Source organism: Mesorhizobium sp. C399B, assembly GCF_030323185.1.
In the GTDB taxonomy this organism is placed as follows: domain Bacteria; phylum Pseudomonadota; class Alphaproteobacteria; order Rhizobiales; family Rhizobiaceae; genus Mesorhizobium.
Genome location: NZ_CP100472.1, coordinates 341805 through 368218 on the forward strand (window position 1 = coordinate 341805; position 26414 = coordinate 368218).

Genomic DNA, 26414 nt, shown 5'->3' on the forward strand with positions numbered 1-26414 from the left:
GTTTTCTACATGGAACAACGCACCGGCCAAGTGAAAACCGCCGGCGGCAGCGTTGTCGCTTATGAAAGATGGCGCGAAATAGGTGACCAGGCGATCCTTGATGAAATCCGAGACTACAATCGTATCGACTGTGTCTCGACGCAGTTGCTTCGCGACTGGCTGGTGTCCGAGGTTCGTCCAAACGACATGGAATGGCGGGCTTCTAACGAGGACGGAAGCGGCATCGATTTTGAGAGAGTTGATACCGAGCAAGTGGCCGGCGATCAACTGCGCGAAAGGCTGCAGCCAGTTCGTGATCGGCTGGGGGATCGGATGGCCGACTTGCTGCTTGACCTCGTCTATTTTCACCCAAGAGAGAAGAAGCCTGCATGGTGGTCGATCTTCGACAAGATCAGTGCCGAACCGGATGAACTCATCGACGATCTCGATTGCCTGGGCGCGTTGAGAGCCGTTTCGTCGAGCTCGAAGATGGGCAGTTATTGGCAGCGAACCTATGAGTTCCCTCAACAGGAGACAAAACTTGATATCGGCGATTGCAATGTCGAATTAGAGGGACTGCCAGCGTCGGTTAGGCTGGTTGAACTCGACCGAGTTCACAACACAGCCATCGTGGCATTTCCCAGGAGTCGGTTCGACGACGCACCGGCTTACACAGCGCTCATTCCGCCTGGACCGCTCGACACACGTCAGATCGAAGCTGCCATCCGACGAGTGGTGACATCCGTCATCCGTGACGATCGACATTTCCCGGCCATCCTCGACTTCCTTGAGCGCTCCAAACCTCACTTCACAAGTGACAATCGACAGCTCACAATTATCGATCCATCTCGAGAAATCGTTGCCGAAACGGTCGCAGCGTTGGGCGACCTCAATTCTTCAACCATCGCGATACAGGGCCCTCCGGGCACCGGTAAGACCTACGTCAGCTCCCGCACGATTATCGATCTCGTTAAGCGGGGAAAGCGCGTTGCAGTCGCTTCCAATAGTCACAAAGCGATCGACAACCTTCTCTGCGCTGTCATAGACCGAGCCAGCGACGCCGGGATCAACGTCACGGTTGCAAAGAAGGGTGGCGATGGCTTTGGCGATGAGTACCGGTCAATTTACGTGGCATCCAAAAACGATGACGACCAGCTGCTCTCTGCGTCGGTAGTAGGTGCAACGGCCTGGCTTTTTTCACGGCCAGAATTCGAACAGATGTTCGATTACCTGTTCGTCGACGAAGCCGGGCAGGTTTCGGTGGCGAACATCGTGGCGATGGGGACCTGCGCGAAGAACATCGTACTGGTTGGTGATCCGATGCAGCTGCCACAGCCGATCCAGGGTGCCCATCCCGGAGAAAGCGGACTTTCGTCTCTTGAATATCTGCTGGCCGGTCACAACACAGTTCCTACCGACATAGGCATTTTCCTACCCGTGTCGCGGCGCATGCACCCAAACGTCTGCCAATTCATATCCGACATCGTCTACGAGAGCCGCCTCGCCTCAGATGACAGCGCAGCAAAGCAGGCTCTTCTTCTTGATCCTGGCGATCGATCGTCAGGTGTCCATCTCATGCAAGTTCCACATGCGGGAAACAGACAGGTATCGGTCGAAGAAATTGCTGCGATCCGTAACGAAATTGATCGCTTGGTCGGAGCGAGGTTTCGCGACCGCGATGGCTTGGAGCGCAGCTTGACGCTGGACGACATCTTGATCGTGGCGCCCTACAACGCACAGGTCAATGCGCTGAAAAGGTCTCTGCCGACCGAAGCACGCATCGGAACGGTCGACAAATTCCAAGGACAGGAAGCACCGGTTTGCATGGTTTCGATGACGACCTCGTCGGCGGATGAAATACCTCGGGGTGTCGAGTTCCTGTTCAGCCTCAACCGGATCAATGTCGCCGTTTCGCGCGCGCAAGTGCTTGCGCTTGTTTTCGCTAGTCCGCGTCTCCTGGAGGTTCCCTGCAGCAACGTGCACGAGATGCGGCTCGTCAACACGGTCTGCGCCTTGCTTGAGTATGGCCTGAGGCAAGAAGGTCGAACAATGCCTCCCGTTTTACAGGTGCAGGCGGCATGACAGGAATTGGCATCCCACTCTCCTACCTTCCAGATGAGACAGGAAGGAGGAGAATTCGATGTTCACGCACCACGCAGAAGTCCGCTGTCAGCAGAGAGGGATCAAAACCGAAATTGTCGATGCCATCCTTGCCTACGGGCGTCGCAAGCGCCGTCACGGCGCAGACGTGTATTTCATGGACAGCAGAGGACGAGCTCGCGCGAGGGGAGAGTTGGGCCGCGAATACGCCTCTCTTTCGGACTATTTGGACAGCTATCTCGTGATGAGCGACGATGGAAAAATAATTACGGCGGCAAAACGGACGCGGCGACTAAAATTCTGATCGCGTAAACGACAACGAAAGCGTCTTCGGCAAAGAAGTGATAATATTGAATGCAGAATTCCCAACCCAAACTTCAGGGTGATCCCACTACCTTATTTTTTATTTATTTTTGAGTACCGCATCGTTGTCGCAATAGAATTTGTATAAGGCAGATGCGACTTCCAGAGCCTCCTTTATTTTTTGTCCGTCTAGCTGGGTAGAGGTCGGCCCGGGAGCGGAAATCGGCACCGTAATCACCTTGGTGGCGCCCAACATGACAACGGATGGTTTTCTCGACGTCGCTTGCACCAGGGAACCAAGATCCATGTCGTCACGGGGCATCGCCGAAGCTCCCGGCCAAAACGACAAATCAACCGTTCCCTTGGTAATCTTCCAATCTATCGTAATTTTCGGCGGCAGATCGGCTTTGAAAATAACCCAGGTCGATCCGGCCCCTTTTGAGCCCGGCGATTTCATAGCCAATTCTGGGTGCTCCTTGCGCGCGGTCTCATAGATGCGTTGCCAAAGTGTGGTCATGTCATCCGACCTTTGGCGATCGGTGGAGAAGTCAACCGCCGGCTGAATACGTACGTGAGTTACATACCCATCAGGCCCATTTTGGGGATTCGAGAGAAAACTTGGTTCAGCGAGCGCGTGACTGATACACCCAAGGTCCATCCGCCTCCGATCCCCATTGAAATCGATGAAGACTGGAATAGCGTCAGAGCCGAGGTGCCATGAGATGTTCAAAAGCATTTTCTCAAAGAACTGCTGGCGCTGCGGATCCGGCGCGGGGCTACCCGGAATACGAGAACGGCAAAGTGATGATTAACAGCTTGCGCTGGTTCGAGGACGTGCCGCGGGAGACCTGGGAATTCCATGTCGGCGGTTATCAGGTCTGCCAGAAATGGCTCAAGGACCGCGCCGCTAAGGGCGGCATGAACCCGTCTCCTGGTCGTTTACTGACCGACGAAGATATTCTGCACTACCGGCGCGTAGTTGTCGCGCTAACCGAAACCCGACGCCTGATGGGCGAGATCGACCATGTTATCGAACAGCACGGCGGCTGGCCCGACGCGTTTTATCTACCACCTCCACCTCCGCCTACTATTGAACAGATAATCCAAGCGGATGAGGGCCAGGACCTCGAATACAAGAGCACGCTGCAATTTGACCTCAAGGAAGGCACGAAAAGCAAGTTTGTGCGCAAAGCCACGCTGAAGACGATTGTTGCGTTTTTGAATTCGGGGAGTGGTTCTTTGGTCATCGGGGTTAGCGACGACAAAAAAGTCGTCGGCCTTGAACACGACCTTTCCACGATGTCGCCAGAACGGCAATCGAGGGAATGGTTTCAGCAAACGCTTGTCAACCTGATCAATGAGCAGATTGGGAGTGAATTCGCACCGTCGTATTCAATCCGTTTCGCCAGGCATGAGGGCAAGCTTGTTTGCATTGTAGATGTCAAGTACCGTGGACCCAAACCAGCGTACCTGAAAGACAATGAAGCTCGCGAGTTTTACGTGCGTACCAGCAATGTCACAAAGCAGCTGAAGGGTGACGAAATTGCGAACTACATTAATACGCATTGGAGATAGCACGCCGACAACAACGGCGTTGGCTGTCCCACACGTTGTGACAGCATGATGGATACATTGCAGTTTGAGATAGCCCGCTTCCTCGCCGGGAAGGCGATGAGACGCATATCTCTGACGTCAGAGCTCGGCGGTCGAGGGCAAGTTGATCATCAAAGTGGGCTTCTCGAAAAGCCCACTAACCCGGCGAGACCAAATTCAGAGCGCCTATCCGAAGGGGACATATGAGTGGGCGGTATTCCGCCCCTCGACCATCCCCGGCCAAGCGCCGTACGCGAACGCAAGCATCGCGATCGTCGGCGAAGACGCGATGAAAAAACGACTCGTGGACGAGAAAGCAGAAGTTCTTGGCGGCGAGTTCTTTCTTGCTGATGATTGGCTCGTGCACAGCACATGGAGTGCGGGCAAACATGCAGCCGAGGGCGCCAAGTTGGCAACGGAGTCCGCGACAGCGTCAGACGAGAAAGTTGGCAACAGAGATCAGGAAATCGATCGCCTCCTCAGTGTGATAAACGACACTTAGCCCCTACCTGAAAACTGGGCCGTTCGAAAGTGGAGTTTTCCGCGTTAATGTCCCTTGCCTGGGAGAAGCGGAAGGTCCCTCTGGCGGTTGGTCTCAGTATGAAAGTGACACACTCCGTTCGTTCCCGAAAACGGTCTCAGTGTGAAATTGGGTTTTCACACTGAACGTCCCTCCCCCCGCAGCACCTGTGGTCCCTTACGTCGGGCGAATCAGCTCGAATCACGCGCCCCTGCCCGCGTGATGACACCGTGTCGCCACCGCCATCTCCAAGGCGGCAACGAGTGAAAAGGCAGCAAGTGGCAGCGCCGTCTACAAACCAGCCCCAACAAGACCGCGTAGCAGCGCCGCTCCGAGCTCAACTCGATTACAAGCATCGAGGTTGACCCCTTCGCTTTCCACTTGAGGCACCAGCAACACACGGTCGGCGCCGACTCCATGCTGAGCGCAAATCTGGGAAAATGCCTCGACGTGTGACGTTAAGGGTGGAGGACGAAGAACCAAACCTTCGGCGACGCATCTAAGTTCGGTACCACTCTTACTCAGACGCATCCACCGTGACTCCGTTTCATGGCCGGTGAACCAAGGATCTTCGATGCTATTTTCTACTCCACTCTCGCGATAAATTGCATAGAGATATGGGTCACGGTACCAACTGTTCAGTTGGGTTTTGTTGAGCATACAGACGCTGTAACCAAGAAGACCGTTCGAGCCGACGTAGATTCCCGAGCGACTTTCGCGCATAGCTGGATACTTCACGAAGTACCACCGCCACCCCAAACCATTCGCGCCGGCCGCATCATCGAGCCAGTCCTGCTGAATCTTGCTCAGGTTGCTTCCCACATCAACTTCAGTGCTGGCGACAACGTCAAGCAAGTTCCCCAGAACGGCCCGAGTTGCGGAGAGGTTCAACCTGCTTGCCGCGGTCAATAATTCACGCCACGGAGCGAGATTTGAGCCGGAACCGAATTGAAACAGGCGGGTATTTATCTGTCGCGAGTAATCGCCAATCGCGAGCAGCGCGCCTGTGAGGGGAGGCATACATTCAGTTGAGGCAAACAGCTTGTGGAACGCACCGGCACGTCTGTCAAAGACCGCCTCGTCGAGCTCGAAAGCAGCAAGACATCCGCGAAGCAGCTGATGGTCCTCAAGATGGAACAAGTTTCGTTCGAGATTTGGACTTTTTGACAGCAGTTCCTGTTTTAGCTTCTCGTCCGCGACTTGCGCCTGGTTGAAAGCAGAGACGCCTTCCAAGGCGCCGTCAATCACAATGCACCGAACATCGGCCAGAAGCTCGGGCATTCTTTCCAATCGAAGCTCGTTGCTCGAAGCCTCCACCAAATTTCTAAGGACGCGTAGGCGCCGAGCGAAATCATGTGTCTTGTGAATTCTGTGGAGGAGAACGGCGTAAAGCAACATGGTCTGAGGCCAGCCGAACACGCGATTGCGACCGCGCGCTTGCCCGTAAGTTTGGCAACACGCCGAAAAGAGGTCGATGTCAGTACTGCCCTGCGGAGCGTATAACACGACCTTGCTCGGGCTGCTCGAGTCAGTTGGCGCCGGGGTTATGGAGAAAAGGCCAGCAAAAATCGACTGGATTTCCACGCCCACCCAAGTGTCGAGGGCTTGGAACAAAAACTCGAGATTGGCGGCGGCCTTCGAGTTGCGCCTTCCATAGACATCTTCGGCGAGTGATGCGCTGTCGCCCTTTGTGAAGCGCCCTTCTTGCCACTCGGATACTTCCGCTATGAAGTGAAAATACCGCAGAAAGCCATCGTCAATCGAAAAGTCGCGGCTCCGGTATCGCCAGAGTAGATCGGACCAAGCGCCGTCAATCTTGGACGCGAATTCTTCGACCCGATCAGGGCACGATGTTTCCAGTACTTTCTCGAACAACGCTTTGAAATTCTCGAAGGGCGTCAGCGGCTTCCCGCGAGAATTCATCTTAATGTAAAGATCGTCGCTCAAGCCTACCTGCTCGATCGGCAGCAAGTGAAAAGAGATTGCAGGTGCCTCACCATCGATGAGGCGCTCCCATGCCGCCAAGCAATCTTCATCTCGAAAACGCTCATGCATCGCATCCAGCATCACCAACATCGACTGGATGGTCGGGTCGTGACGCCAAGTGTGAAGGTACCAGAACTGATCAGCGATCCAGGCGGACAAAACCTCTACTGTTGCTGGAGGCTCGCTCTCTACAAGCCGCTCACAAAACAGGCGTGCGCTGGCTCGAGTGACATATGAAAAGTTCTTCCAACCCTGCTCCTGGTTCAGACGTTCCGCACGAAACGCCAGATACCAGTGCAGAAGAAATAATGTTGTGAGCCGCTGCTGCCCATCGAGCGGCCGAAGCGTCCCATTTTCCACATCGCCGTATACGAAATCGAGGCATACGCTCTCGCCACAGGTGACGGCCCGATACAGAACATCAAGAAAGCTCGTGCGTATTCGCTCGACCGCAGTTCCCGCGCGCCCCTGCGCATAGTCGCGTTGGATGAGCGGAATTTCGATAGACTCGACGGCGGGTGAATCCGGCACAATGCGGGTGAACAGCGAATTGTAAGAAGTTAGATAACTTCTCATGATTGCCGATCCTCCAATTTCAAATAGGGGAAAAGAATCCCTTGTTCGGGAGAAATCATTGCCCGGAGATAGCTCTCGCGATCTTGGACACTCCAAAAATGAATCTGTTGAGCGTCAGCATCCGTATAGTATTTTAGGAACACCTGTCGGGTGCAGAGGGGAATGTATGCGCCATTCCTGTCGAGATCCAGTATCTGCCGCCGTTTCACCTCGAACACCGAATTGCCAATAGCGCTGTTGTCGCCGCCCGACAGCAGTGCAAGATTGGTCACCGAATGAACCGAATGAACCGACGGCAGAGCGTTGGTATCAGAGGGCGTAAAAATTGCCGTTACGTCTCGAACCAGTTCTTGAAAGCTGTTGCGGTCGATCTGGTCGCCGGCGGCATCAATCCTGCCAATAATTGCTCTGCGTCGTTCCGGATCGACTGATGGTAGATCAGTGAGTGCGTCGCGGTGCAATCGCAGCCATTCCTTCCACTGCTCTGCCTTGGTAAGGCTCTCGGCATTCTGAGCGTGGATATGCTCCAGTGACCAAGCCGAATCCCGATGCTCTCGGAATGAATAGCGTTCAGTCGAATGCTTTAACCGGCGTACAGTTTCAACGTTCATCAAAAGCAGGAGGCGTGCGCATTTTTCCTTGTGTGTGTCCGTTTCGTAGCTCAGGGCCGTTACGTCAGATGGGCTGAGGTCGAGTGTATCGCGAATACGGCTGTCGAGGATCGCAACAAAGTTGCCCTTACTTTGGTTGACCGCGAGCGTTACAAGCTCTCCGAAAGATTGCCCAACAGCGACCAGGAAGCCAATTTTGTGGTAATAATTGCGGTCTTCAAACCATCCGAGAATCGTCGCGTGCAGGTCAACTACCTGGTTCCATACTGCCTGAGGCGAGGTCGCTTCGATTTTCTCCCGAAGGTTGTCGAATGTGTAAAAGCGCGGGCGCTTCGGCCCAAGAGCGCCACCAGCAAGTGTATCGAGTAGAAGGCTGATACGCGTTGGGTATTCGTCTTCATCGGCGTCGGTGATGAATGCCCATACATCTGGTTGGTGCAGATCGCGCTCTATGCTGTCCCATTGCGCCGCTAATTCACGGGTGCGATCTGCATGTCCTGGTCCACCGCGGCTGCGTGAGAGCAACAGCGCTTTGACCAGTTCAGCGTCAGTTAGCGGGATGCGACCGACGTTCAGACGTGTAAATAGACTCGTTGAGTCCAGATCCAATGGCGCATCATACCAGATTACGCGAACGCTCTCGAACAGATACCCGTAGAACTTGTTTGCAACGTGCTGGCGACGCGCACCGTGCGCATTGAACCATTCTCGAATGCACTGGAAGGCCGCATGAAGGTGGAAGAAATCGATATTGCTTTCGCTGCGAGCCTGATCCAACTCCTGCAAGTAGGTCTGGCTACCAGGCCGCGTTTCATATGCAATGGAGTACGCTGGTCCGGCATTCTGCAGGCCCTCGCGCTGCATAAAAAGGAAGATGAGATAGAGCGTCGTAAGCCGCTGCTGACCGTCGACAAGTTCCCATTCCTCGTTGCCGATCCGCTTCACCACAATGGGCTGCAGGTTGTACGCGGCGCCATTGCTTTCCCAGATATCGTTGAGGAGCCGCCCAACTTCCTGTTTCGCCCAGCGGTAGCCACGTTGGTACTTTGCAACAAGAAACTGCCCGCAGATATCGCCGACCAGCTTCAGCTCGAGAATAGCTCCATTCTTGGAGTGCGTTCCGCTTTCCTCGAAAGCTGTTCGCGATGTTTGCTTCGTTTCAAGTACGGCCATTCAGTCACTCTCCGTCCTCGATAAAAATCTAGCGATGGCAAATCTCAAGGTCGGGAAGGTCGGACTCCTGGGCGTCCACAATTCCCCGTTGCATATCTTGAAAACACGATTCATCGTGACGCGAACGGCGCTCGGCAAATGCCACCAATTCCGAGCGCAAGCGCCTCTACCGCGTCGATGCGGTCGCTGTCTGCCGATAAGATCAAGAGAGTTGATTGCTGCCCACTCATTGGTAGGTCGTGTGTGCTTGTCAGTCCAGTCCTTTAATTTCGAGTGGAAGAATTTGCAATCTGCGTCGGCAGCGTTCTCGTTTCGGACCCGACCAGATTCGTCGGCTATCCGTGTGACCGTACAGGAAGCGACGTTCGCAAGGATGGTGACGATGCTGCAACCCAAAGGAACCGACCCCTTCCGCCTGTCGAACCCGCAGATCTCTCCCTATGAGCATTGTCCGAAACGGCTCCGGGTCACGACCTATAAGCAAGAGCAGGCGACGTCCGACGACTAGGCACCAAACATAGTTTGCAGCGGGTGTTGTGATCGCCGAGCCGAGGATTGTAGGCGCTAAGGATGCCCAACTCTACCGTGCCCGACGCTTCCTTCTCGTATATGCGTCATAGAAGGATCGAAGCGTTGTCAGCGGCCATTTTGGTTGCCGCAAGCGCGCCAGGGGTGTTCAACGAGTGCACGCAGGGTCCGATATGTCTGGTCATCAATGCCGGTTGGTTCCCTGCTCCCCCAAGGCACAGCCCAGGCGCGGATGTGGCATGTCTGAGCCCAGCGGACGCACAACGAACGCGTGGCCAATCGTGGTGTCGTTGCGTGCAAAAAATGAAACAAAAAAGGCTGTCGCGACTATTGATAAAGTCGTCATAAAGATACGGTCGCGCGTGATCAGAACTTTATGGTCTTACTCTCAAGGGTACGGGAACCGAGAACCCCAAAGGCCGAGGATCCAACAGCGGGGGGTATTCGAAACAAGGTCACGATCGGTTGATCGTCAGCCTTGAACAGCGCTTCGAACGAAGGAAAATCATCGACTGCCCCAAAATAAGTGATTGTTCGAGCAGATACATCTATCTCGAATATCATGTTAAAGTCTAAGTTTGGTGCACCTGTAAAACAGGCGTCGCTAGCCTTGCCAATCATCGAAATGCGCAACTTTCCATCGTCGAGAGCGACCGGGCCAATTTCGCCAGCTGACGTATCCACAGTTTTCCTACATTCCTCGTCGCCGTCTTCACAATCGACCTCGACCGATTGCGACTCGATGAATTTCTTATCAATTAGGTTTCCGGCGTCGTCGTACTTTGCATAGGCCGCTACTCGAGAAGAGTCGTTGGGATTATTCGAAAACTCCCTCTGATCAGTGAGAAAACAGTCGCTGACCAGCGGCACTGGTCCTGGAATCATAGTAAGGTTCTCGTGATTTGGAACTAGCGTCACGTAGCCCGGATTTGTGTCATGCTTATTGGGGATAAAACCCCGCATCCAAACTTCAAACTGGCTGGCCTGTGCTCCCGTTGAACCGAGGAGAGTTGTGAGCACAATGACGAGAAGAGACTTCGCCTTCATTTGTTCCTTCTCCACTTTGGTGATCGTATATGTAACCTCGCAGGATTAGAGGCGTCAGCCGCCGCATCAAATCCCCCGTGCTTGTCGGCGAGTATGCAGGCGAGCGTTTGGACAAAAAGCTTGAACGCTACTCAGGCTTTGAAACATCCTTCATTGAGGTCAGCTTTCTGTCGCGAGAGCCGTCGCTATCCTGCCGCAACCCGCGCTTGAACGCGGCGATGCCGCCTCCCATGTCTCCCATCAGGGCTGAGATGCGCCCGCGCCCGAACAGGACGATGATCACGATCAGCACGATCGCCAAGTGCCAGACGCTCAACGCTCCCATCTCGACCCGATCCCTGTACCTTCGGCGGCATGCATAGATCGAATGGTGGCATGGAGCGCTGCCGTTTGGATCTCCAGCCGGTCAAATTCCGCGCCTGATGATACTTGTCTCATGAGATTATTCCAACCGCACGCAAGCAATAGCTTGACGAGCGCGCCTGTAGCGAACGCCAAGTCTCCCATTTCTCCTAAAATGCATGTATCTTTCGCCCAAATCAATAGACGCTATAAATATTTTTAACTCTGTGGATTGACGAAGACGGGGTTGACCGTAACAATCAACTCAGGTGGGAAGAATAAATTAGGTCGTCGACCAACAGGGGGAAGTCGTGACCAGTTCGCGCGAGCGCGGCGGGCCGTCGTTAGGGCGGAGCCTGCCTGTGGGATGGCAGGAAATCCTAAACCCAAAGTTGACGCGACGGGGTCTGCTTGGTGGACTCGTCGCATCGCCAGTGGCTTTGTTCGCCAAAACGGCCGTCGCTGAAGGCGTCCACGAAGCCACTTGGTATGATCTCGAGCTTGTTGTGGACCCGGACCAGAGCGCGGTCGCCGTCCAGGAGATCGAGGTCAAGCGCTTCCGGCAGGATGCGCCGCCACCGCCAAAAGATCAGGCGCCGAAAAAACCGACCTACTTCGAGGAACGCTGCCTGCGATGCGTGTGGAGCGTTCCAGCCGCGGCATTCGGGGAGGATGCGTATTTCGACATGGCGCGGCCCGATTTCCGGACCATCGACCATCAGGCCCAGGATACGCCGCTGGAGCGGGTGCTTCACGTCCGCAAGGTCACGTATGGGATGCGCTTCACCCGTCAGGACCCTGTGGACGGCAAGCTGCGTTCAGGACCTGATGGAAAGTATTACAAGCCCGGCTTCGTGTCGTTGCGCTTCACCAGGGCTGGCGCCGAGGCACGGTGGAAGATCGCTTACGAGACCGACCTCTGGCTCCGCTCGACGGGAAACACCGAGGCGGTAAAGAGCAGCCGCTCGGTTCCGTTCGAGACCTTCGTGGGGGAAACAGATGCTGCGCCCGACACGGTCTATGACAGCAACGGGAAGCTGGCAGCCGACGCCAAGCGGAAAAGGCCCTGCGAGTTCATCGATGCGGATCGCGTCGGCAAGACCCTGGAGTTGACGTTCGGAAACCTGCTCGGCGCCGTGCCCGCGAACGGCCAATTCGACGTGTCGCTCGACCGCAATCTCGTGTGGCATATCGAGGCCGCCAGCGCAGCCGTCCTGCTCGCTCATGACGGCCAGCTGCGGTCGACCAAGCTTGGTTTCGCCTGGCGCACTTCGGAAGAGGCGGAGTCGAAAACCGAGGCCGCCAGGCCGGGAGACAGTCCGCAGGGCGGAAAGAAACCTGTCGAGCCCCGCAAGCCTCGACGCGTGACCTATTTCTCCGGCGAGGCCGCCGCCAAATCGCTGACCGTCGTCGGCGAGGCAGGGTCCTATGTCTATGGGGCGAAGGACGGCCATGCGATTGTGGTCGTACCCGAGACAGGAAGCAAAATCGGGCTCGATGTCATTGTCGGCAGGGCCCCCCTCCTGCCCGATGCGCTCCAGACCGTGTGCGCGCTGAGCGTCACGCGCGCCGCCATCACTATCCGCGGGGCAGACAAAAAAACGATCGCGGGTGGCATTGCCGCCGGAGCCTTGACAATTACCGAGACAATCACGTCGGGCGCTCGTGGCGTCGCGGCCAAGGTGCGAAGCGTAGTGTGGGGCGAGGCTTTGGGTGCGGCGACGACCCTTGTCCCCGACGACAAGAGCGAAGATGCGCTGGGACGAATAGACACGCCGGTCGGCGCGTTGACGGTCGCCCGTCCGGTGCTCGACCTGGGGTTGGACAAAGACGAGCCTGCAAAGCCCGCGCCGCCGCCTGCAAACAACCCCACGGCCGGGGCCGCCGCGGCTGGCGACGCCACCGCCACCGCCAACCAGCCTGCCCCCAAGCCTGGCGAAAAGTGCGGCGCACCGGTGGAGGGAAAGCGCGCCAAACCGCAACAAGCCGAGGGCGGGGCGTTGGTCCGCTTTTTCCAGGTCGCCAATGGCGATCGTGCCGGGGCGCCGCGGGCTTCGATCTACGCTTTGGCAGACCGGGATCCGGGTCCGGGACGCGTCGCCATCATCCGGCGGGCACATATCGATCTATCCTTGCGTGGCGCGGCTACCTCTCTTCCCGACGCCAGCTTCAGCGCGCTCACCTTCCAGCCGACGGAAATTCGTCTGGTCTATGAGGATGGTGCTCCAATCAAGGAGCTGCCGGGCGGGGAGCATCCGCTCCCTCTTGCCTCGAGCTTTGTGTGGATTGGCGCAGCGACCCCGCCCGCGCTGCCGCTCGCCGTGCTCGATCTGTCGCGCGCCGCACTCACCTGCGCGCGCGACTATGACTTGATGAAGCTCAAGTTCCGCTTCAACGATCTGGCCCTGCACTACGGCCCCGAGCCGACCGTCCGTCCCGCGCGCGACGATGGCCGGCTGCGCGTGCGCGAAGATGGCGAGGTCCAGGACAGCCGCCCGCTTCTGGTCGCGGAGTTCGACCCCCAGCATGTTCTGGAAGAGGCGATCTTCCTGCCGGAGACGCCGGCTCTGCCCGACGTGGAACTGGAAAAGCTTGCGGACGGGACGCCGGGCAACCGTGAGGCGATCCTAGAGCATCTCGCCACGCTCAAGACGACCAGCGAGAAGGTCAAATTTCGCGAAGCAATCAGGGAGCAGAAGGTCAAGAAAGAGTCGGCTTCCGGAACTTCGAGCGGCCTATTCGCGCTGGTGGCAGCCGCCCTCAAGGCGAAGATCGACAATATGGTGGGGGATTCTCGGCCGCCTGACGATCAGGCGATTTACATCGGCCCCTTTGCGCTGGACGCGGACGCGATGGGTCTCGCCCGACTGGCGGTGGCCGAAAACGGCGAGCAAGGGGTCAGAGCCAGTCTCAACGAGGCGATCGGACGGGCAGAACAACTCGCGGCAGCCGGCGGTCCTCTTTCCGGCAAGCAACTGGAAACGCTGAATTCGGGCGGCGACGCACGCGCGGTGTTCGCAGTTGCGCTTCGCAACGAGGCGGTGCTGGAATCGCTGGAACCCTTCTACGGCGTCTTCCGCGCGTTCTGGCGCGAGGAATATGTCGATCCCTCTGAACTCGTGATGAAAGCCAAGAATAGCTCCTCGGCTCTACCCGAGGCGTGGATGCGGTCGGAATATCTCAACGCAAACAACCGTCCCACGGCGTATCCCGCGTCCGCCGCCAGTTTCAAGCCCTTGCTTGACGAGATCGAGGCGGCTTTCGTCCAGTGGGCTCTGGGCAAGGACCGCCCCACCGGCCTGATGGGCGCACGGCTTTCCGGCCGCAGCCGCCTCGCCTTCCGCATCAACGCCGAGACCCCGATTGGCGTCGGCGCGCGTGAAGCGGGAGCCTTGCCCGACAGCGGCGACGGCGTCTCGAAAACGGGGGCGGGCAATACAAGATTTCGGCCGATCCGCTTCACCTTCGAGGGACTCACGGACTGGGCGCGTTTCGAGCCCTCGGTGACGAAAAGGGCGCGAAAGCTGTTCCAGACACTGCCGTCGGGCGTGCTTCCCCGCCCGGGCAATCGGGCTGAGAATCCGAGCGATCAGGCGATGATGCGCTTCCAAGGCTTCACGGAAGGGACCGTCACCGGCGAGGCCCGCATGGCGGAGGTCCGCGCTTCGCTGAAGAGTGAGCGGATCGCGTCGCTGGAGACGGGCGAGGGCAAGCCCTGGCCGGGTGAGCCGCTTGATTTCGAGACCGCGATAGAGCTTCCGGCGCGTCTAATTCTCTCCACCGCGCAGGATGCGATCTGGCGTACCAACCGGCGCATGCCAAAAGAGCTTTTTGCTGCCTCGGAGGAAAAAGCCTGTCCCGTTCTGGTATCCGAGGATGCCGTTCCGACGCTCGAAAATGGCGGTGAGCCCGTCGCGGCTGAGGTCACCAACGTCACGCCCTACGATCTTTGGTCGGTGCGTCTGGAGACAGCGGGCCAGACACCCGGGCTGCGCGCCGTGGCCTCGCCCGATCTCAGGCCGACGGCGCTCACCGTGCGGACGCCGGGCGCAATTCGTGTTCCGGGCGAAGGCGCGCCGCCGCGCGGACCTTATGCGCCCTGGTTTATCGGTCCCGACCAGCTCGAAAACGAAACGCTGGAACAGGCTCCATCAAACATTGCCTCGCGGCTCGCCAAATGGCTCGCGGCGCGCGTCAGCCTTCGCGCCGGGTTGGGTAAGGACTATGAATACTTCCGCACGTCGCTCGACGCTTACGATCGGCATCAGCTTGTCCTTCTCACCTCGACCTACGGCCTGCCGGTCATCGGCAAGCGGCTTCCCGGCGCGACGGCGGATGCGGAACCCGGCGGCCTGATCGCCGAATCCGGCCAGATCGAGCCGGGTGAACGCTTCGCGCTTTTGGATGGCGATGACGATCAGGCGCTGCACAAGCCGGTGGCCCTGGATGTCAAGGCGCTGTCGCTGACAGCGCTGGGCGGCTCGTTCCTGCATGAGACCGCTTTCAAGCCCTCGGCCGGGGCGAGCGATCTTTACGGGCGCAAGCTCTTCGAAGGCTTCTCGATCGACACGCTGCAGCAGGACATCGTGCTCGGCCGCGATATCCGCACCGAGGTCGTCTATTCGGGTTATCTCCTGCCGCTCGGCCACAAGGCGTCCTTCGTCAAGCTGACTGAGCGCATCTTCCTGGACCTTGGAGTTCGCGGCATCAAGGCGATCCTGCGTCAGCGCATGTTCCTGCGCATGGCCGACCCCGAAAAGCTTTATGGCGCCATGGGGCAACCGCATGCCGGCCGCCAGTGGTGCGCCAGAAAGGTCCGGCTGACGACCGACAAGACGCCCGATATTCTCGACCCGACGTTTCCGCTCGACGGTCCATTGAGCGACGACCGTCCGTTCGGTCTGAACGGACGCGTCTTTCTCGACAAGGCCCCCGGTCTGGCATTCTGGCCGCGCACCGACGTGACTGATCAAGGCGTGTTCCGCTTTCCCGTCACTATCGACGGCGCTGCGACGCAGCTGCCGATGATGTTTCTCGACAACATCGCGGCAACCTCCGAAGAGTCCGTCCTCGCCGCCTGCAAACATTACAACGCCATCGTTGCCGAAACCACGGTCGGCGGGAAGCGGCCAGCTTACACGCGCACGATGCAGCTCGCCGGGCGCAAGATCGATTATGCTCCAAACAGCCAGGCGGGCGAAGGCCAGTTCGAGACCGACCTGCTCGTCGTTCGCGCCCAGGGTCGCGCGGTATCGCCCAACGTCTCGAGCTGGATCGGCGAACTGGAAGCTCTTGAAAATTTCAAGACGACGGGCGTTCTCGAGGGAGCGAGCCAGCCGCCTTTCTATCCGGCGATGGAGTCAGCCACCATCCGGCTCGGACGGGTCGAGCGGATGACCGGCGGCGCGTCGACACCGGTGACAGTGCACTATGACGGCCACTACGTCCTCTACGGTTTCAAGGGCGAGGAACCGCCACAAGGCTATCCCGAACCAACCGGTGTCAACGCCAATCCGCAGGAAATCTTCCTGGACCTAAGCGCTATTCGATCGCTCGACATGGGCGACAACGGCGACCGGTCAGGCGGCATCGCACGGCCGAATTCCTACATCGTCGCGATCAGCCGCAGCAAAGGCCCGATTGGCGGCGACGAAGGGACGTGGTGGAGCGCTGCGCCCGGCGATGCGCAGCAAGCACCAGCGGCTGACTATACCGGGGGTCGGCCGAGCGATGCCCGTCTCAAGGCTGCGATGGAGCTAGGCAAGCTCGTTTCGCTGGCCCCCTACTTCAACGACGCCATCCCTCGTCTCAAGCCACCGGTCCCGCCCACTAACGAGGCGAAATACGAGGACGACCAGGATCCGTATTCGGCTGTCGACCAGGTCGGCGAGGCGATCGAGCAAGTCAAATCGTTCTTCAGCATGGACGCGAGGCTTTTGGGCACTGTGCGGCTGAAGCACATCATGAAGCTGCTCGGGCTTTCGCTGGACGACATTCCGATCTTGCGGGAGGTGCGCGAATACGGCACGGCCGCGATGCGGGACCTCGATTCACTCAGCAACGACGTTCGCACCCGCGTTCTCTCTCCCTTGCGCGAGATCGTGACCATGCTGCGCCGCGAATGGCGCAAATTTGATGAGACGGTCACCGACGCGCAGGCACCCCTGAAAGATATCGGAAAGACGAATCCGCTCAGCCTCGCCGCCGTCTATCCGGAGGTCGAGACCGGGCTGAAGAAGGTAGAGACCTCGCTTGACGACGCGCTGGCGACCGAGGATGCGGCGGCGTTGGTTCCTAAGCTTGCCGCCGTCTACGCCGCCGCGAAGCAGCTTTTGCGAGGTCTCGCGGTCATCGCCGCCAATCCCATCGAACGCCTCGATGCGGCTATCACCGGCAATCTGAAAGAGAAAATCGATGCGCTGAGCAGACCGCTTGATGAGCTTACTTCGATCGTGAAGAGCTTCGAGACCCTGTTCAAGGGCCTCCTCGATCCAGACAAGAAGGAGGCCGCCAAGTTCGCCACGAAGTGGATTTTCGCCTGGTTCGAAGACGCCGCCCCGGGGGCAGTCGCGCCGGTCCAAGTACCGAAGCTCGTCGATTTGATGCCATTGGCGTCGCTTCCTCCCGCGCTTCCCGATCTCCTGAAATCTGTGCTGGTGATCGCGGGAACCGAGGCCAAGGAATTTGGCGTCGAAGTGGAGGGAATCGCCGGCGATCTGGCCAAAGGAATCCAGAACGCGGGCGAGGACGCACTGGCACCTACGCTTGAAGCGGCCCTTTTCGCGCTTTTCGAAGGCGATAACGCCGGGGAGGCGCTGAAGAAGGGTGGGGAAGCCTACCTCAAAGAGATTCGCGGAAAAATTGAAACGGCGATCGACGGCGCCAAAGACGCGCTGGAATTGGCCAGAAAGGATGCCGTGAATGGCGCGCCGGAAACGGTTCTTAAGGCCGTGGACGCTGCCGCCTTCGCGCTGACGGAAGCCCTCGACCAATATCAGGAGCAACTCGAGGACGACCTATGGAACGCTGCCATCAATCTCGCGGGCCGCTATCCAGATGAACTTCGAGCCGTCGTCACCGGGCTGGAAAAGGCCGACGCGGCGCTCCGCAACGGGAAAACTTTCGCGGAGGCACTGAAGGGCGGCGACCCGAAGGCCATTCTCACCGCATCCGCGGGCTTGGCCGAGGACGTGCTGGGCGTCGACGTCGCGTCCATACGCAACGACCTTGAGGCGCTCGAGAAAGGGCTAGTGTCGAGCTTCGTCACGCGGGTCGGCGAGGTCCTGCGGGAAAAGACCACGGACGCGACGCCTCCGCAGAAAGTTGCAAGCCCGTTCCGGTTCAATCCGCCGGCCGGCTCCGTGGCCATCCTCGCCAAGGAGATCGCTGCGGTAAAAAAGTTGCGGGCGGAGAATTATCTGGCTGAAAAGCCTTATCCTCTGCCGATCTACGACGATAAGAATTCGACGCTCGTCGTCGGGAGCAATGACCTTCTCGTGGCGGTGGGGAAATCGCTGCGAGCACTGGAAGGGTTCGTCGATCCGGCGAGGAACGAAATCGATCCTGAAGAGAGGACCGAGGCTGCGGAAGCTCGAACCAGGTCGGTCTTCGCCACGCTGCAAAATATCCTCAATGAACAGAAAACGAATGTCGACAAGGTCGCCGCGGCCACAGGAAAAGCCGACGCGGATCGCCTTCACCTTTTCATCAAGGACGCGTTGATCCAAGTGGAAGGCGCTCACTCTGATCGCCGCGACTGCCTGATCGCCGATCTCGAAGGCCTCTATGGCGACGTGCTGGACGTCGTCGTCGCAACGCGCGGGCTGGATGCGCTGCTCGACAATCCGCCGGACAAGGGCGTGGCCCTGGAGGTGGCGCTAGGCGACATCCTGCGCCGCTTGCGGCAGCTGGGCGAGACGATGGGCGTTCGCATCGAGACCATGGCGAAGCGCCTTGCGACCTTCGCGGAACGCAACAAGGAAATCCTTGTCACGGGCGCGTTGCTCGGCGGCGCGGCGACGGTCTTGAACGGCTACATCAAGGACTCGCTGTTCGACGATCTGGAGAAAGATGTCAGAACCGCGATCGAAGAAGCCGCAAAGGCCTTCGACACTGCGGAAGCGGGCCTGGTCGAGGACCTTAGGGTCGTCGTCGATTTCGCTCTCCTGCTGCTAGACGGCACGACGGCCGGCGGCGTCGCCGCGCTGAACATCTTGCTCCAAGGCCTGGATAGGATAACGGCCGCCGCGACGAGTCTAGGCTTTCAGATCGAGCCGGAGACCAAAGCTCTCAGGCAGGCGATTGTCGATCTTGGCGAACACATCAAGGGGTATGGCGGGCTTCGACTTCCGGAGAAAATCGAAGCTTCGGCGGGAAAGACGATCTTGGTCGCCCTCCTCGATGCCCCGCTCGGCAAGGGAAAGACGCCGCGCAACCTGTTCGCTTCCAACTCGGTCTCCGGCAGCTATCGGGATGTCGAGAGTAAGCTGCGCGATCTAGAGGCCGGCGCGCTGCGCGAATGGCGTAAGCTGCGCGACCGGCTCGCCGGCGCTCCCGATCGGTTACGCGAGCGCGCGGAAAAGGAACTCCTTGCCACCGGGGTCTTCAGCCCGCTCGCGTCGGTCTATGCGAAGCTGCTGGATCTGAGAAACAAGCTGCTCGTCGAACTTGGAAACATCCCGCTCTTGGGCGTCACCGCACAGAAGACGCTGCTCGTCGATCGCGCAGCCGTGCTGGATGCCACCGAGGGTGGACCAATCGATCCGGACATCGACCGCCTCGCTCAGGAGGCAGCCGTCGCGGACGATCTGGCCAAGCTTGCCGCAAGCGGCGGGGCGTTCGACGGCAATCTTCGCCGCCGGGCGGTCGCGCTGCTGAAGGGCTGGTCGGGCGCGGCGGCGCCGCTTGTCATCCTCAAACAGGCCGAAGACCTCGCCAAAAATCTGATGCGCGGCGATGTGCTGGCGGCGATCGATTTCGGCGCGTTTCGCGATCAGATCGAGGACGCCATCGCCAGCCTCATCCCGACGAAGGTCAATCTGAGCTATGATTTCGGCTCGATCGTCACCAAGGATGCTGGCTCCAAGGCCATTTTCCGGCCGCTCCCCGGCTCCCCCTTTGGCATCGCTCTGCGGGCGACGATCGATCTTCTCCAGAAAACATCCGAATTCGGCGCGACGGCGAGCATCGGGCCGTTCGAAATCTTCCTGATTGGGGGCATCGTCGACGCGCTGCGACTGAAGTTCGGCGGCGCGGCCTTCACCGTTTCCAGCAACAAGAGCGCGCGGTTCGACGTCGTCTACGAAGATTTCGTAATCGGCAAGGACCTCGAATTCGCACAGAAGCTGCAAAGCTTTCTCTCGCCCAAGGGCGGCGGCGCGTTCATACAGCCGATGACACGAGGGGCTGGGATCGAGGTCGGCTACGGCATCGATCTCGGTACGATCGGGGTCGGCGCCACCTCCTTCTTCAACGTGTCGCTGAACGTCTCGGCCGAGCTTCCGTTCGGTGACCAGGAATCGCTCTTTAAAGTCTCGCTCGGGCGGCGGCTTTCGCCCTTTACCATGGGCGTTTTTCCCTTTGTCGGATCGGGGTACTTCGCGATCTACGCCGCAGCGAACGGTATAAGAGGCTTCGAGGCCTCCTTCGAATATGGCGGAGGGGCGGCGATCGGCTACGGGCCGTTTGAGGCGAGCTGCCGCATCCAGGTCGGTGTGTTCGTCCGGATCATCAAGGCCGACGGCAAGAAGACCACGGAGGTCTACGGCACGTTCTTCGCCGGTGGCTCGGCCAGCCTGTGGATATTCCACTTCGCCACGTCGCTCTATGTCCGCCTCGGAACGGCCGAGGGCGGCGCGATGTACGGTGAGGCGATCTACTCCTTCTCATTCTCGCTGGGGATCGCCGACTATGATTATTCGATCACTGCCTACAAGAAGGAAAATGCGATCGGCAATTCGAAGACCGCGGCGCTCGATGGCGGGGGCGCCACGCGATTCGCCGCGATCGGAGGCATAGACCCAATCACCACCGGGTCCACCGAGAGCGTCAAAGCCGACCTCGTTAACGCGGCCAGCCAGTCGTCAAATGCCTGGCAAACCTACGCAACCTACTTCGACACCGCTCTGACCATGGAGTTCTTCCCGTGAGCGACTCCCTCGTCAAACCACTGTTCCGTGTCGTCGCCAACGGCTCCGATCCGTTGGGCACGAAGGTTTTTCTGACGCTGATCGCCACGCCGTTGCGGCCTGAGGCGACTGCGACGGCCTCCGGAGCATTCGAACTCGGCACGTGGCCGGGCAGGATGGCCGAGGCGCTGCGCACGGGAACAACTCCGTTCCCGAAACTCGCGCTCTGGTATCGCGAGATCGCAAAGGACGAGCCGCCACCGATCGGAGAAGCGAGCGGCTGGAAGCGCGTCGCCATCGAGCCGCGCTATGGCGGAGCGTACAAGGATGCGAAGGGATGGGCGCTCATCGACGGGCTCTGGAAGTCAGCCCTCGCAAGGACCACGCTCCCGAATGGCTGGGCTAGGCTCGCGCTGGACATCCATGACTCCGTGTACGGCGAAAAGCATGGTGGGAAGCCCGATCCGAAGTTTACCGGGTCACGTATCCTGGCCAAGGACGGTTCGATTACCGCTGAGCCGCCCCGATCGACCGACAAGCTCTCGGTCAACGCGATCGTCCCGGTGCGGCAAAGCGACCTGACGGTCGAGGAGGAGACGGTGCGCGCCGCGCGCGTGCTCACCAAGCAGTATGCCGGGCCATTCGCCGTTCTCGATGAGCGTGGAGCGGAGGAGACCGAGGTTGTCGACCCGCAAGCGCGGTTCGACGATGTAATCAACGCCACCGATAGTGAACGCGCCTACGCAGCCAAGACCTACGGGGACATTGCGGATGCGATCGCGGGCAGGCAGCCGGAGCCGGGGGATCCGCAAGTACCGAAGGCGCCGCGACCCGACATCGTTCCACCCTACGAACTCGTCGTCGCCCCGCCGGTGATCAACAAGCCTCCGAGCGAGGCCGAGAACGCGCATAATGTGCGCCGTGCGACCCAGGATTACGGCGCATGGCTCCAGCGTCGACTCGCGTACACTGGGAAAACGCAAAAAGCGGCGGATGGAAAAGAGGAGGTGACGAAGCCGGCCGTTCCGGACTTGCCGAAATACGATGACGCGCAGGAGGAGGCCTTCCAGACGATCCGCGGCGTGTTCTTCGCGCTTCAAGGCGATCCGATTCTGTCGCGCCTTTTCTGCCTTGCTCTCGATTTCGAGGCCGATGCGAAAGCGTTCCCAGTGGGTCACTATCATCTGGCCGTCGGTCTCGAGGGTGGGGCAGCGCCCGGGCCACAAGTGGCGACGGCGGCGGCAAAGACCGGGAAGGGCTTCTGGCCCCTTTCGGTGTTTGCCGCGCGGAACAAACATTCACCGGACAAGCGTCTTCCGCCGCTCGTCGAGCAGGAGGACGGTTTCTGGAAACACACCTCTCAGGAGAGCAGCGGGCCGCGCTTCGAACTTTCCTCGCTCGACGTACGCCGATCCGTCGCTTCGAAGACGTTAGGGCGGGACAGGGGCGAGGCGCATCAGACCGGCGGTTTCACGATTCTGGACCGTAGCCGGTCAGAGCAGATCGCGCGCGACATGGTGCTTGCCGAGATCAATCGGGGGAAGGTGAAGGCGGCCGTTCCCGTGTTGCATGCCGAGGAACTCACCATCGGACGACGCCTCGATGTCGGCGTGATGTCGAAGGACGGAAAAATCGCCTGGCGCAGCCTGATGCGCCGCTACATCGACTACAGATTCGGCAAGGACGACGCGGCGGTCGAGACCGTGCTGCGCGCTCTTGTCGAGGACAGGCTTGAAAGTAAGTCCAAGGGGATTCTTGAGGAGACATCGTTCCAGGTCGCCGCCCGGATCATGCCTAGGCCGAAGGCCACGGACGCCGAACCGCAGACTTACGAAGCGGTTGCCGAAGAAGCGATTTTCCTCTGGGATGGCACGCCGGTCAGCGTGCTGACCGATCGCGGCGGCGACGAGACCATGTCCAAGCCGAGCGGGCTTCCCTTTACCCGCACGCTCGATCTGCCGGGGGCCGACATTGCCGAGAAGGACTTCCGACCGCCTCCGCTTCGCTTCGGCGTTCCGTACGCCTTCCGATTCCGGTCGACCTTCCTGGGCGGCGGCTCACCGGAAGCCGAAACCGCGAGCGCCGCCGATACACTCATCCCTGCGCTGTCGGCCGCTTCAACGTCGCCGGTCGCCCGCCGCTTCCTCCGCCACGATTCGATCGCCAGTCCGATCCTCCTCCTGCCCCGTCACCTTGTTTCGAAACGCAATGGTGCGATGGGGTTCGAATCGCTCAACGAAGCTATCGTCCGGTCATGGAACAGCGAAAGCTCCAATCTGGGCGAACTTTACACAGCCGAAATTATCAAGCCGGCTTATGTCGGCGGGGTCGACCGCACCAAACTGGACGCGACAATCCGCGTCTTCGTCGCGCCCGAGGCGCCGATCGATCTGGTCACCCGGCACGGCAAGCTCGACAACCCACAAGCCGCAGATATCCGCAAGGGTGGTCTGCTCGATGTCGCCTACACCCCACGGGTCAACCATGGGAGACCCATCGACGAGCTCGATCCCAAACCCGTTCCCACCGGCTTTCCGGTCGCGGTGTCCACGAGACTCGACTCGCTGGACCCGGATGGTGTGATCTACCAACGCACAGTCATCAACGATGAAAACCAGCGCGGCGCGCCGGTCTTCGAACCGGGCGGCCTGAACACGACGACAAGGGACCAGGTCGGCTATCTTCCGGACCCGGCCGTCGAGACCTACTGCCTGCGTGCAAAGGTCCGGGACAGCGACATCTATCTCAATGATTATGTTTCGGTGAAACTGTACGACGGAACCACCTACCCGCACGCTCTGCCGCTCGTCGTAAAAGTCACGCGGCAAAAGTCTGTGCGCCCGGCGCCGCCATCCTCCATTGCGCACCTCTGTGTTCCCGCAAAGCGCGCTTGGCTCGACCAGGAAGGCAACGACACCGTTTCCAAGGGCATGAAGGCGGTGCGGGTCCAAATGGTCGAGTTCAGGCTGTATCAGGGCGAGGATTTCGCGCTTGAGGTGAGCTGCCTGCCCGCGCCGGACGAGCTCGCCAACCGCTTCTCCGCGCCCGAGACCATGGCGATGCAATTGCATCGGGCAAGCCAGGACCCCAAATCCAGGGCAGAACTGGTGAAGATGGGAGGAGACGATCTCGGCAAGGCTTGCCTGGAGGCGAAGCTCAAGGACTACGCGGGCGTTGGCGGCGGGCTCGCACCCGATAAAGACTATCGTGGTATAGTCGCCTCCGCGCTTCTCGAGGCCATGCAGACCAAATGGCCGATCGAAGAAATCGCGGCTATCGCCACGCTGCGCATCTGCCACGCCGTAAACAAGCCCTCGGCCAGCGCCATCGCCTGGCTCTCGACCGACGAAACGATGCGGACGATCCGGCCGCTTGAAGTGTCCGAGAACGCGATTCCGCAGGCTCCACTGGACAGCGCGGCGGATGCGACCGAACTCGGTCTCGATGGGGAGATCGAAGTCGATCTCGATCTAGTCGAATCATTCCAGATCGTCGCGACTGCGGTGGCGACCGCCGGTTTCCAGATCGACGCGCTCGACCGGGGGCGAAGCATGATCTCCAGGCGTTCCGGCCGCTGGCCGACCCGCAGCCGCGGCGATGGGTGCGAGGTTTACGAACGCCCCACCGACGTCGTTGGCTTCAAAGTCGATGCGAACGGTGCCGTGACCTTGCCGCGCGAGTCGGTCGCGCTTTTGACCGTAGCCAATCTGCCGTCCACCAAGGCGATCGGCCCTGATCTGCTGCGGTTCAAGGCCGTACCGACGCAAGGCAAGGCTCAAAAAGCGTTGCGCGTTCGGCCGAACACGGCCGAGTGGGAAAAGAGCGGATCGCTTGTCTTTACGCCAACTGCAGGCAGACGCACGAAGATCGCACTTTGGCCACTCTTCGCCGCCGCGATCGCCGACGCAAAGCTCGAACAGTGGATCGCGCTGCCCAAAAATGGTGTGGACCGGACGAACCGTGTCAGACTGCTGCAAATCCAGCGCCCGCACAAATTTGCCGACACCTTGGCGCGCAAACTGACGCTCGACCTCGTTCTGGTATCGCGCGGCGCGGCCGCTTTCGAGACGGAGCCGAGTTACGTGGGAGGCAAGGAACAAGCGCTATTCCGCCGCCAGCCGCTGAAGCGCGAGGAACAGGCGATGAAGGCGGCCTCGCAAATTGAAGTCTGGATGAACTCGACCAAAAGACCGGCAGCCCCGGACGTACGGCGGCCCGAACCGTCCTTCGTGTTCACCCGCGATTTGGGAAAGGTGGAAAACAGCGAGACAGTCACGCACACCCTGGAACGCCGCGCCAGAACGCGGCTTTATCTTGGCCGTGGCTGGTTTGATTCTGGTGAGGGCGAACGTCTCGGCATCGTTCTTTGGCCACCGGACTATGACAAGCTCGACTGGACTGTCCTTGAAAACAACACGGTACGCGTCAACGGCCGGAACCTGGATCTAAAGGAGTTCGACGACCGCGATCTGGGCGCCGGAGGCGCCTACGCCACCCGGTGGGGCGGAGACCCTATCCGCGAGGACGACTTCGCTCAGAAGGGCTATTTCATTCCTGGCGACGCGTTCGCCGACGTTGAGGAACTGCAACCAAACGACGGGAAAAAGTCGACTAAAGATGAGAAGACGTCGACTGGGCGGGCCGTGAGTGCCAATCCGCACGCGCCCATTTTCGTGACCAGCGCCTTGATGCCGATCCCAAAAGCGGCGTCGCCAAGACCCGCCGACCCGGCGGCGACGGCCGAGGTCGTCGATAATCCGGAATTCCTCCCCGTGTCTCTGATTGCCTATCAGCCCTGCTTCGACCTCGACCGGGAGGAATGGTACGTCGATGTCGACCTGAGGGCGAACCGCGCGTCCGAACCCTTCGTACGTTTCGGGCTTGTGCGGTATCAGGAGCACTCCATTTCCAAAACGCTGACGACGTCCGAGCCGGTTACCGTCCAGATTCAGCTTCTGCCGAGGCGCGAGGTCAAGGTTCTCGTCGAGGCTCTGCCGGTCGCGGACAGTGCGAAGACCCTGCCCGCCGCTGGAAAGCGGGTGACGGTGACGGTGAGCGGCCGCGCCTCGCGCGGCATCAAGGAATTCGCATTCAACAAACTGCCTATGCCGGATCCTGTGCCGAAAGACTGGGACCCTAAGACGCTCTTCGCGGGATTGCGCCTTCCGAAAATCCGGGCGAGCGTGTTTCACGAGAGTGGCGAAGGTAATGCCCTCGTCCGCGTCCCGGTCCCACTCGAAGGTTGGAAGGTGTCGCGCCCGGGAGACGATCTGCCGCTCGAAATGACCAAAGTGACGTGGGATAAAGACCCCGGCATGACGTGGACACAGTCCTTTGACCTGCCCGAAGCAGCGCAGCGCGGCTTTGGGCCGGGGCGGATGGTTGTCTACCTTGAGGAGTTCGATCTCCGGATGCCGGCGTCCTATCGCGAGGAGCCGGTGAAGATCGAAACCATGTTCAACCCGTCGACCTTCGTGGAATCCGGACCGCGTTTCAGCGCCCGCGTACCTTTCCTTGAGATAAAATAGA

General features: G+C 59.5%; 11 protein-coding genes. 6 read left to right on the plus strand and 5 right to left on the minus strand.

Annotation, left to right across the window (positions count from 1 at the left end; genetic code table 11):
- Positions 1 to 9: 9 nt before the first annotated feature.
- Entirely contained in the window at positions 10 to 2061 is a 2052-nt protein-coding gene (locus NLY36_RS01795; protein ID WP_280813025.1) for a DEAD/DEAH box helicase, read from the plus strand.
- Between the two features lie 58 nt (positions 2062 to 2119).
- Entirely contained in the window at positions 2120 to 2383 is a 264-nt protein-coding gene (locus NLY36_RS01800; RefSeq protein WP_023695328.1) for a hypothetical protein, read from the plus strand.
- 99 nt (positions 2384 to 2482) lie between these two features.
- On the opposite strand, the gene NLY36_RS01805 is transcribed toward NLY36_RS01800, so the two are convergent.
- Complete coding sequence (locus NLY36_RS01805) at positions 2483 to 2899, minus strand: hypothetical protein (protein WP_156933175.1); 417 nt, start codon at positions 2897 to 2899, stop codon at positions 2483 to 2485.
- Between the two features lie 200 nt (positions 2900 to 3099).
- On the opposite strand from NLY36_RS01805, the gene NLY36_RS01810 reads away from it, so the two are divergent.
- Both NLY36_RS01810 and NLY36_RS01815 read left to right on the plus strand, forming a co-directional pair.
- Positions 3100 to 3957: an ATP-binding protein gene (locus NLY36_RS01810; RefSeq protein WP_156933174.1), complete on the plus strand. Its 858-nt coding sequence runs from the start codon at positions 3100 to 3102 to the stop codon at positions 3955 to 3957.
- A gap of 142 nt (positions 3958 to 4099) precedes the next feature.
- Entirely contained in the window at positions 4100 to 4477 is a 378-nt protein-coding gene (locus NLY36_RS01815; protein WP_023695331.1) for a hypothetical protein, read from the plus strand.
- A 309-nt stretch (positions 4478 to 4786) separates the two neighbouring features.
- On the opposite strand, the gene NLY36_RS01820 is transcribed toward NLY36_RS01815, so the two are convergent.
- The 4 genes from NLY36_RS01820 to NLY36_RS01835 form a co-directional block, all read right to left on the minus strand.
- Complete coding sequence (locus tag NLY36_RS01820; protein WP_023695332.1) at positions 4787 to 7057, minus strand: DUF262 domain-containing protein; 2271 nt, start codon at positions 7055 to 7057, stop codon at positions 4787 to 4789.
- Positions 7054 to 8841 (minus strand): GmrSD restriction endonuclease domain-containing protein, encoded by a 1788-nt coding sequence (locus tag NLY36_RS01825; protein WP_023695333.1) that lies wholly within the window; start codon positions 8839 to 8841, stop codon positions 7054 to 7056. Before NLY36_RS01825 ends, NLY36_RS01820 begins: the two co-directional genes overlap by 4 nt.
- Before the next feature lie 894 nt (positions 8842 to 9735).
- The gene (locus tag NLY36_RS01830) at positions 9736 to 10416 is read right to left on the minus strand and encodes a hypothetical protein (RefSeq protein ID WP_023735385.1); all 681 of its coding nucleotides are present in this window, start codon (positions 10414 to 10416) and stop codon (positions 9736 to 9738) included.
- A gap of 127 nt (positions 10417 to 10543) precedes the next feature.
- On the minus strand, positions 10544 to 10708 hold the full coding sequence (locus NLY36_RS01835; RefSeq protein ID WP_245260205.1) for a twin-arginine translocase TatA/TatE family subunit: 165 nt from the start codon (positions 10706 to 10708) through the stop codon (positions 10544 to 10546).
- A gap of 361 nt (positions 10709 to 11069) precedes the next feature.
- On the opposite strand from NLY36_RS01835, the gene NLY36_RS01840 reads away from it, so the two are divergent.
- Entirely contained in the window at positions 11070 to 20906 is a 9837-nt protein-coding gene (locus tag NLY36_RS01840) for a hypothetical protein (RefSeq protein WP_156933173.1), read from the plus strand.
- The gene (locus NLY36_RS01845) at positions 20903 to 26413 is read left to right on the plus strand and encodes a hypothetical protein (RefSeq protein WP_023735383.1); all 5511 of its coding nucleotides are present in this window, start codon (positions 20903 to 20905) and stop codon (positions 26411 to 26413) included. The genes NLY36_RS01840 and NLY36_RS01845 overlap by 4 nt, the downstream gene beginning before the upstream one ends.
- Position 26414: the final 1 nt, after the last annotated feature.